Raw genomic sequence first — 9,885 nt, 5'->3', positions numbered from 1 at the left:
GCGGCTCGATGGCGCCGCGGACGATCGCCCGCTCGTCGATGGTCTCCGCCCGGTACGGCAGCCGCGACAGGGTGGTGGTCATCTTGGCGACCGGGTCGGCGATCGCCTTCGGGGTGCCGAAGATGAAGGTCCACTCGTGCTCGTCGCTGACGTAGGGCACGACGGTGTCGAACAGGCTGTGGAAGCGGGTCCACGAGCGCTTCAGGGTTTCGTTGCGCCACATGGTCTGACAGCCCGCCTGCGCGGCCAGCACGCCGCCCTCGGACAGCAGCGCCTTACAGCGCAGCAGGAACTCGTCCTCGTAGAGGCGGTTGTGCTGGGCGTCCTCGACCCGCTCGTCGGGCAGGTCGATGACGATCATGTCGTAGCGCACGCCCGCGGCCTCGGCCCGGGCCAGGAAGTCCCAGCCGTCGGCGTAGTGCATCTTGATCGGGCCGGTCTGCGCGACCGCCGCGGCCAGATCCGCCTGCGTGTAGCCGTAGGGGAGGTGCTCGGCGCACAGCTCCACCTCGAGCTGGTCGATGTCGACGTGGTCGACGAGCGACGCGCCCGCGGCCACCGACATCTGCGAGGCCACGCCCTCACCGGACCCGATGATCAGCACCCTGTCCAGCTTCTCCGCCAGCGCGTACCCCGGGACCAGCATGGCCTCGTGGTAGGTGAGCTGCGAGAACTCGGTGGACTGGCGGTCGTCGTCGGAGAACAGGCTGATGCCCTGCTCGGTCTTGGCGATCACCATGTGCTGGTACGGGGTGTTCGTGTCCACGATCACCTCGGACATGTTCCACACCCGGGTCAGGCCCTCGCCGACCGGTTCGTGGATGCGGCGCGAGGTGTGGCCGCGCTGGATGACCTCCATGTTGACCGATCCGGGCGACAGCTCCTCCTTCAGCAGCTCGACCGCCTTCGTGGCACCGGAACCGATACTGCCGCAGGTGAATACGTCGACGAAGATGTCCCCGGACTCCGGATACGTGTGGATGGAGGCGTGCGACTCCGACAGCAGGGCGAGAATAGTGACCCCCTGCGGCTCGAACTGCTTGTGCACCACATCGCAAATGGTCACCCCCGCGGCGACCAACGATTTTCGGAGCGCACTCTCGAGTCGTTCGAGGTCGTCGCACAGCTGCGGGTCGACACCACCGAACTCGGCCAGCACATGCCAGCCGGTGAATTCTGCCGTCATAAGCGAACTCACTCTCGCTCAGCGCCGATGACATGAACAGTCAAAGGCGGAAAACCGTTGAAGGACACCGACGAATAGCTCGCCGTATAAGCGCCGGTATCGAGGATCCGAACGGGATCACCGGCTTGCAACGTGGTCGGAAGGAGGACACGCGTGCGTTGATAGAGTACATCGTCGCCATCGCAGGTCGGTCCGGCGACCACCGCCTCGTCCATCGGGTCATCGTCCCGATCGGTTTCGAAACGGTAGGCGATGTACTCGTTCTCGGTCTCGGCCATACCGTTGTAGCGGCCGATATCGAGGTATATCCAGCGCCGCCCGTCCGGCGCCTGGCGAACATTCACCACCTCGGCGTGAATCACACCGGTATTGCCCACCAGGGCGCGACCGGGCTCCACCACCAGTTCGGTGTGTTCCGGGAAATGGGCCGCGAACGCCTCGGCGATCACCGCACCCAGCTCGGACAGCTCCGGTGCGGCATCGGCGTACGAAATCGGCAGTCCACCACCGACATTCACCGACGGAACCGGAATGTCCTTGACGGCCAACGCTTCCGCGATGGCACCAGCCTGCTCGATGCCGATGCGCCAGGCGATCGGATCGGTCTGCTGCGAGCCCACGTGGAAGTACGGGCCAGCCACCCGCAGGCCCAGGTCACGCGCCCGCACCAGCAGCCGCTTGGCCTCACCGGGATCGCAGCCGAACTTGGTGCCGAACGGCGTCTGCGACTGCGGAGCGGAGGACAGGAACCGGCACTCCACCTCCGCGCCGGGGGCGTGCTCGGCGATGCGAGCCAGATCGTCCTCGGTGTCGAAGGCGTAGCGGCGCACCCCGGCCGCGTGAGCGGCGGCGATATGGGCGGCTTTCTTGATCGGATTCCCGTAACACATGACGGCCGGATCGACACCCTGCGCGATGCAGAGTTCGATCTCACCGATACTGGCGACGTCGAACTCGGCGCCCTCGTCGTTCAGGAGCCGGATGATCTCCGGCACGGGACTCGCCTTGACGGCGAAGCGAATTCGTGCCGCGGGTAGAGCGGCTCGCAGTGCTTGGTAGTTCGCACGGACCCGGTGCAGGTCGATGACCAGACGGGGGGATTCGAGCAGGTTTCGGTTGGTCAATCTAAGGGAACTCTTTTCGATCGGGCGCTGTGGCGGGATGTGGGCAACAGTGCGCGACGATACACGCGATCAGCCTGGAAAAACGAACCGGCCAGCGGTCGTCTTCGTCACCGTACCGCCGGGACGGTTGAACAAACCGGACCGGGCATCTTACGGAACTATGAAGAAATCGGGGCGCGAACGGGGCGGCGGTCAGCCCGCCGACACCGTGACCTCGTCGAATACCACTTCACCGGCGGCATCCGACTCCGCCAGATCGACCACCGCCGCCACGGCCCATCCGTGGTCACCGGACGGATCGTCCAGCACCTGCCGCACATGCCAGAAACCCGGCCGCTGCTCGATCTGGAACAGCTTCGGGCCGCGCGCGTTCGGCCCGATACCGATCTCGCCGTATTCGTCGTAGTAGGGCGCGAGTTCGCCTTCCCAGTCCAGGCCGTCGCCCAACTCGTCGAGTGCGTCCCAGCGGCGCAGCGCGGCCATCTCCACCCGCCGGAACATGGCATTGCGCACCAGTACCCGGAACGATCGCTCGTTCGCGGAGATCGGCCGGAGCGCCTCCGCGCCGAACGCCACCTCCTCGGTATCGCTCTCCGCGCCCGGATTGGTGAGCTGCTCCCATTCGTCGAGCAAGCTGGAGTCGACCTGGCGCACCAGCTCGCCCAACCACTCGGTGATGTCGTCGAGTTCCTCGGTGCGGGCCTGCTCGGGCACCGTGCGGCGCAGCGCCCGGTAGGCGTCGGCGAGATAGCGCAGCACCACCCCCTCGGAGCGCGCCAACTCGTAGGTGGACACCAGTTCGGCGAAGGTCATGGAGCGTTCGATCATCTCCCGCACCACCGACTTCGGCGACGGCTCGAACTCCGACACCCACGGGTGGCCGCCCTTGTAGGTCTCGAAGGCGGGCTCGATCAGGTCGGCGAGCGGTTTGGGCCAGGTCACCTCCTCGAGCAGCTCCATACGCTCCTCGTACTCGATGCCGTCGGCCTTCATCTCCGCCACCGCCGCACCGCGGGCCTTGTGCTGCTGGGCCATGAGCAGCTGGCGCGGATCCTCCAGGGTCGCCTCGATGAGCGAGATGACATCGAGGGTGTAGGTGGGGGATTCTTTGTCGAGCAGCTCCAGCGCGGCCAGCGCGAACGGCGACAGCGGCTGATCCAGGGCGAAATCGCGTTGCAGGTCCACGGTGAGCCGGGCGCGGCGGCCGAACTCGTCGGGTGTGTCGAGCTGCTGCACCACGCCCGCGTCCCGCAGCGCGCGGTAGAGCCGGATGGCGCGCAGGATGTGCCGCCGCTGTGCCGGGCGCGGTTCATGGTTCCGCTCCAGCAGATGCCGCATGGCGTCGAAGCAGTTGCCCTTGCGGGCGATCACGTTCAACAGCATGGAATTGGTGACGCTGAAACGCGACATCATCGGTTCCGGGGTGGCCCCGACCAGCCGGTCGAAGGTGTCCTCCGACCAGGACACGAAACCCTCCGGCGGTTTGCGCTTCTGGACCTTCTTGAGCTTCTTGGGATCGTCACCGGCCTTGGCGATGAGGCGGGCGTTCTCCACCTCGTGCTCGGGCGCCTGCACCACCACGGTGCCCATGGTGTCGTAGCCGGCCCGGCCCGCGCGGCCCGCGATCTGATGGAACTCGCGGGCATTGAGGCGGCGGGTGCGCACACCGTCGTACTTGGTGAGACCGGTCAGCAGCACGGTGCGAATCGGCACATTGATGCCGACGCCCAGGGTGTCGGTGCCGCAGACCACCTTCAGCAGGCCGTCCTGGGCCAGCTTCTCCACCAGCCGCCGATACTTGGGCAGCATGCCCGCGTGATGGACGCCGATACCGTGGCGGATGAAGCGCGACAGCGATTTGCCGAAGCCGGTGGCGAAGCGGAAATCACCCAGGGCCGCGGCGATGGCCTCCTTCTCCGCCTTGCTGGCGAAGTTCACGCTCATCAGGGCCTGCGCCCGTTCGATCGCCGCCGCCTGGGTGAAGTGCACGACGTACACCGGGGCGAGGCTGGTGGTCACCAGATCCTCGAGAGTTTCGGTGATCGGGGTGCGCACATAGGAGAAGCTCAGCGGCACCGGGCGTTCCGAACCGGAGACGACCGCGGTGTCACGGCCGGTACGGTCTTTCAGATCCCTCGCGAAGAAGTCGACCTCGCCCAGCGTGGCCGACATGAGCAGGAACTGCACCCCCGGCAGTTCGATCAGCGGCACCTGCCACGCCCACCCGCGATCCGGATCGGCGTAGTAGTGGAACTCGTCCATGACGACCTGGCCCACCGGGGCGTCCGCACCCTCGCGCAATGCCAGGTTGGCCAGGATCTCCGCCGTCGCGCAGATGATCGGCGCATCCGGATTCACCGCCGCGTCACCGGTCACCATGCCGACCCGGTCCGCCCCGAACACCTCGCACAGCGCGAAGAACTTCTCGCTGACCAGGGCCTTGATCGGGGCGGTGTAGTAGCTGCGCTGGCCGCGATTGAGCGCGGCGAAGTGCGCGCCCAGCGCGACCATCGACTTACCCGAACCGGTCGGGGTCGCCAGAATCACATTCGAGCCGGTGAACAGCTCGAGCAGCGCCTCCTCCTGCGCCGGATACAGCGTCAGGCCCTGCTCGAGGGTCCAGTCGACGAAAGTCTCATACAGCCACTCGGCATCGACGTCGGGTACGGCACGGTCGGGGACGAGTTCGGATAGCTGCACGCCCACCTACGTTACTGCGTTTGATTGCCTCCGCTTCGCTCCGGCGGGTTCGCGGCGCTGAAGGTCCCGGTTCTTCCCTCCCTCCGCTCCTCCGCTTCGCTCCCCCGCTCCGGTCAGTCCAGAACCGGGACGCGCCGCGAACCGTCTGGAGTGTTCTTCTGCGGAGCTAAGGCCGCGGTTGGCCGTTCTCGTCGTCGCCGAAGCCGGACTGTTCGGCGAGGAAGCGTTCGAATTCCGCGCCCAGTTCCTCGCCGGTGGGCAGGTCGCTCTCGCTGGCCAGCAGGCTGGACTGGCGTTCCTGGGCGGTGACGAAGCTGTCGTACTGGCGTTCCAGGGCCGCCACCACGGTCTCCACCTCGGAATTGCCCGCGATGTGCTCGTTGACCTGCTCCCGGACCCGGGCCGCCTGCTCGGTGAGCGCCGCCAGGGGCAGCTCCAGCCCGGCGTTCTCGGCGACGCTCTCCAGCAGCGTCTGCGCGGCCTCCGGATAGGCGGTCTGGGTCAGATAGTGCGGCACGTGCACGGAGAAGCCGACCGATTCGTGGCCGTGCTGTGCCATGCGGTACTCCAGCAGCGAGGAGGCGCTGCCCGGCACCTGCAACTCACCCGGCCAGCGCTGGTGATCGCCGATGAGGTCGCGGTCGCTGGCGTGCGCGGTCATTCCGAGCGGGCGGGTGTGCGGGATCGCCATGGGGATCGCGCTCAGACCGATGGTGCGGCGCACACCCAACTGCTCGGCCAGCAGCCGCACGGCGGTCACGAACTTCTCCCACCGCAGATCCGGCTCCAAACCGGCCAGCAGCAGGAACGGTGTGCCCTGAGTGTCCTTGAGCGCCCACAGGTTCAGCTCCGGCTCGGTGTAGTCGGAGAAGTGGTCGGTCTTGAACATCATGAGCGGGCGGCGCGAGCGGTAGTCGAGGAGTTCGTCCATATCGAACGAGGCGACCAACTCCGCCTCCAGGCTCTCCCGCAGATGCGTGGTGGCCAGGCGGACGGCGTGACCGGCGTCGGTGAAACCCTCCAGCCCGTGCACCAGCACCGGACCCGCGCCGTCAGCGGAGGACAACTGCGGCGCGGGGAACTCCAACTCGTACATGCTCGACTCGTAGTCCATCGCTTCATCCCTTCTGCATGGTCTCCAGCGGTCCGGTCCGGCGGAACTCGGCGGCGCGTGCCGCGGTTCATTCGCCTGACGGGCGATACTGGGACCACCACCATTGTCCCTCATGCCCTCGCGTGCCCGCGCCCCGTGGGTGCGAGCCCGCATCTGGTGTGCAACACGCCCGACGGTGGAACGCATTCCCACACCGCTCGCGGTCACACCTGTTTCCGGCGTGGCATCCCGGATGAACAGCGGAAATTCGGCATAGTGGACGGGTGATCGTGCCGGATTCGCCGTGCCCGCGGCAGCCTCCAGTGTCCGTGGTGCGGCGCCGCCGCACATCGACCGTACGGCGGATATCCGCACTGCTGGGTGTCGCGGCCCTGGGCTGTGCGCTCACCGCCTGCGGAACCACGGTCTCCGGGCACCCCCGGTCCTCGTCCGGGCCGAACTCGACGGCCGCGGTATCGGAACTGGCACGGCTGCTGCCGAATCCATCGCAGTTCCCCGAGCCGTACGCGGCGGTGGAACTGCCGCCGGACACCGCCGAGCAGGCCGCGCACGATCTCGACGGGATTCTGCCGGGCGCGCGGGTCGATCCGGAGGACTGCGCGCCGGTGCCGCCGGTATCCGTACCCGCGGTCTCGGTCGGCACCGACGATGCCACCCGCGCCACCCTCACGGTGGAGCTGGTGCGCACCGATCACTCCCTGGCCACCCTGCAACGGCAGCTCGAACGCTGCGGCACCGTACGCGCCACGCAGAACGGCACGACGGCCACCGTCACCACCGAACTGCTGCCGCCGCCACCGCTGGATGCCGACGAGACGGTGGCGCTGCGGCGCACCGTCCGGTCGGAGGCGGGCGATCCGGAGACCACCCGCAACATGCGCACCCTGCTCGGTCAGGTCGGCGATGTGCGAATCACCGTGACCTACATGACCTTCGGTGCCGACAGCCTCGACGGCGAGGCCCTCGACTCGCTGTTCACCACCGCGGTGAGCAAGGTGCGCAGGGGCTGACGGGTCAGCAGGCCGAGCCGCTCGCCGAGCCGCTGCCCGCGGAACCCGAACCGGCGGAACCGCTTCCGGCCGAGCCGGTATCGGCGGATCCCGAGGCCGACCCGGTGCCCGCGGACCCGGAGGCCGAACCGGTGGGGAACCAGCCGCAGCCGGAGGCGTGCTGGGTGACGGTGTAGACGATGGTCGACGTGTTCTGCGCCTGTCGCGCGCCCACCGTGTACGTGCCCGAGGCTTCCGGCCGCCACTGCAGCGTGGCGGTGATCAGGCCGGAGCTGGTGCGCTGCGGCGTGGCGGTGCCGACGGCGGTGTTGTTGATCAGGAAGTCCACCGCCTCGAACTGGGTCACGGTCACCTGGATGAGGCAGCCCGCCGCGACCGAGCACGGCCGCTCGTCGATACCGGTGATGCTGATGTCCTCGATATCCGCGGACGCGGATCCCGCCAGGACGACCGGTGCGGTCAGGGCGAACAGCGCGGCGGTCGCGCCCAGCCCCGTACGTGTTCTCGTCATGTGATCACTCTTCTGGCGAATCAGCCCGCCGAACCGGACGGGAGCGAGCCACCGAAGGATCCGGTGCCGCCAGGGCTCTGGATATCGTAGGTGATGACGCCCGAGGAGACGCCCTGCTTGGCGACGATGTGGTAGCTGCCGGATTCGCTGGGATTCCAGACCACTTCGGCCGAACCGCGGTTGGGGTCCCACTGATCCTGCACCGGCCAGGCGTAGCCCACGACGGTGCCGTTCACGGTGACGGCGACCTCGTCGAGACGGTTGTTGCCGACGGTCCGAATGCGGATGACGCAGCCACCCGACGTGCCGCAGGTCTCACCGGACACGCGGGCGTCGACGCGGATGTTCTCGGTATCCGCCGACGCCGTCGGGGCCAGCAGCACCGGCACGGCGACGCTCGCCACGGCGACCACGAGACCGCCGAAAGTACTTCTCTTCATTGCTGATGCGTTCTTCCTTCCGACACCGAGCCGATGGTGTCGAGGCGGACTGTAACAGCGCGACGGTGGCGGGTCGGGCAAAATGAAACGCTACGCATTCAGATTTTTCGCCGGGTGGGTCGCCGATCGTCCGTCACGCGACCTGCCGGAATCGGACGGTAGCAGGGGGCACCGACGAAAAGCCCTCGGCGCGAGCCGATTCGCGCCTATTCCACACAGCCGCGGCGACTACTCACAGACTTGTCCGACGCCCAGGTCGGCACTCCGGCGCGGTCGGCGCCATCGCGCACCGTGAGGACATGACGAATTCCACCGAACCCCTGCCCGCACCGCCACCGGGTGACGCCCCGCGCTACCGCTACTGCGAACCCGCGCGCATCCCGCGCCACCGCGGCCGCCGCACCTGCTCGGGCGGGAACACCTTCCCACCGGACGACTTCGGCACCGAACGCTGGCTGCCACCACCGCCGGATCCGCTGGCGGACGACGACCCGCCGCCGGTCGAGGGCGGTGAAACATCCGACGCCCGTGCGCCGTACACCGAGCCGCCGGGGCGCGGCGCGGACTCCGCGGCAACGGCATCGGCCGGGGCTGCGCGGTCGCCGGAGCAGGCGGTGTCGCGGGAGCAGGTGGAGTCGCCGGAGCAGGCGGTGTCGTGGGAGCGGTCGGTGTCGCCGGCGCATGCGGAGTCGTTGGGGCGGTCGGTGTCGCCGGCGCATGCGGAGTCGCGGGAGCAGTCGGAGTCGTTGGAGCAGGCGGTGTCGCCGGAGCAAGCGGTGTCACCTGGCCAGGCGGCGTCACCCGGGAATACGCTGTCGGCCGAGCGTGCTGGGTCTGTCGAGCGCGCCGCGTCTGCCGAGCGTGCTAGGACTGTCGACAGCGCTGGGTCTACCAAGGGCGCCGCGTCGGTCGAGAGTGCTGGGTCTATCGAGAGCGCCGCGTCGGTCGAGAGTGCTGGGTCTATCGAGAGCGCCGCGTCGGTCGAGAGTGCTGGGGCTGTCGACAGCGCCGCGTCGGTCGAGAGTGCTGGGGCTGTCGACAGCGCCGCGCCGATCGGGAGCGCGGTGTCTGCCGCGAGCGCTCAGTCTGCGGAGGACGGGGTATCGGTCGACGACGTGGTGACCGCCGAGAAGGCCGTCCGGGCCGATCGTGCGGCGACGGACGCGGATGCCGCGTTGTTCGGGCATGCCGCTGTGCCGCAGCAGCATCTGCGCGAGCCGGGGGAGTTCATCGCGGCGGTGCCCGCCATGCTCGGATTCGTGCCCGCGCGGTCGCTGGTGCTGGCGGTGCTGCGGGCGGAGGAGGGGCGGGCGGATACCGCGGCGGTGGATGTGGTGGTGCGGGTGGACACCGATGTGACGGGACGGGCGGCGGTGCGGGCCATGATGGACCAACTCGCCGATATCTGCGTGCGGCAGCGGGCCGTCGCGGCGCTGGCCCTGATCGTGGACGACCGCGCCACCGTGCCGGATGCGCGCCACCGGGGAGTGCGCGCACGACGCCACCGGGAACTGACCGACCTGCTCGCCGCTCGGCTCGCGGCCGCCGATGTCACACTGACCGGCGCGTGGGCCGTCGCCGGATTCGACGCCGGGCGGCCGTGGTGGAGCGTGCTGGACCCGGCGAACACCGGCGCGCAACGGGCTCCGGCCGACTCGCCGGTGACCTTCCGGCAGGTCCTCGACGGCCGTCCGCTGCGCGGATCGCGAGCCGAACTGGCCGCCGTGGTGGCGGTCGACGCCGACGCCCGCCCCCCGGTGGCGGCGGTGGTGGGGGGGTGTGTTTTTCACAAAAACGAGC

8 protein-coding genes are annotated in these 9,885 nt (G+C 68.5%); 2 read left to right on the top strand and 6 right to left on the bottom strand.

What is annotated here, in order from left to right; translation table 11 throughout:
* The 4 genes from speD to QK444_RS24685 form a co-directional block, all read right to left on the bottom strand.
* On the bottom strand, positions 1–1,186 hold a 1,186-nt coding region (gene speD / locus QK444_RS24700; protein WP_282784151.1), incomplete at its 3' end, for an adenosylmethionine decarboxylase.
* An 8-nt stretch (positions 1,187–1,194) separates the two neighbouring features.
* Positions 1,195–2,295 (bottom strand): type III PLP-dependent enzyme, encoded by a 1,101-nt coding sequence (locus tag QK444_RS24695; RefSeq protein ID WP_282784153.1) that lies wholly within the window; start codon positions 2,293–2,295, stop codon positions 1,195–1,197.
* Positions 2,296–2,502: 207 nt separating this feature from the next.
* A complete protein-coding gene (locus QK444_RS24690) occupies positions 2,503–5,010 on the bottom strand; it encodes a DEAD/DEAH box helicase (RefSeq protein WP_282784148.1) in 2,508 nt (835 codons plus the stop codon).
* 166 nt (positions 5,011–5,176) lie between these two features.
* Positions 5,177–6,124 (bottom strand): PAC2 family protein, encoded by a 948-nt coding sequence (locus QK444_RS24685; protein ID WP_282784147.1) that lies wholly within the window; start codon positions 6,122–6,124, stop codon positions 5,177–5,179.
* A gap of 302 nt (positions 6,125–6,426) precedes the next feature.
* Here QK444_RS24685 and QK444_RS24680 point away from each other — a divergent pair, with 302 nt between their 5' ends.
* Positions 6,427–7,134 (top strand): DUF5642 family protein, encoded by a 708-nt coding sequence (locus QK444_RS24680; protein ID WP_282784146.1) that lies wholly within the window; start codon positions 6,427–6,429, stop codon positions 7,132–7,134.
* A 4-nt stretch (positions 7,135–7,138) separates the two neighbouring features.
* On the opposite strand, the gene QK444_RS24675 is transcribed toward QK444_RS24680, so the two are convergent.
* Together QK444_RS24675 and QK444_RS24670 are read right to left on the bottom strand one after the other, a co-directional pair.
* Positions 7,139–7,645 carry a hypothetical protein gene (locus QK444_RS24675; RefSeq protein WP_029923974.1) on the bottom strand — a complete coding sequence of 169 codons (507 nt, stop codon included), beginning with the start codon at positions 7,643–7,645 and terminating at the stop codon, positions 7,139–7,141.
* Between the two features lie 20 nt (positions 7,646–7,665).
* Positions 7,666–8,085, bottom strand: a complete 420-nt coding sequence (locus QK444_RS24670; RefSeq protein ID WP_282784144.1) for a hypothetical protein — start codon at positions 8,083–8,085, stop codon at positions 7,666–7,668.
* A 299-nt stretch (positions 8,086–8,384) separates the two neighbouring features.
* Here QK444_RS24670 and QK444_RS24665 point away from each other — a divergent pair.
* A partial coding sequence (locus QK444_RS24665; protein ID WP_282784142.1) for a DUF4192 family protein occupies positions 8,385–9,885 on the top strand: 1,501 nt, incomplete at its 3' end.

Origin of the sequence: Nocardia sp. CC201C (assembly GCF_030010695.1) — a bacterium.
In the GTDB taxonomy this organism is placed as follows: Bacteria; Actinomycetota; Actinomycetes; order Mycobacteriales; family Mycobacteriaceae; genus Nocardia; species Nocardia otitidiscaviarum.
The sequence above is the reverse complement of the archived record's forward strand: the minus strand, read 5'-3'. Positions and strand labels throughout refer to the sequence as shown.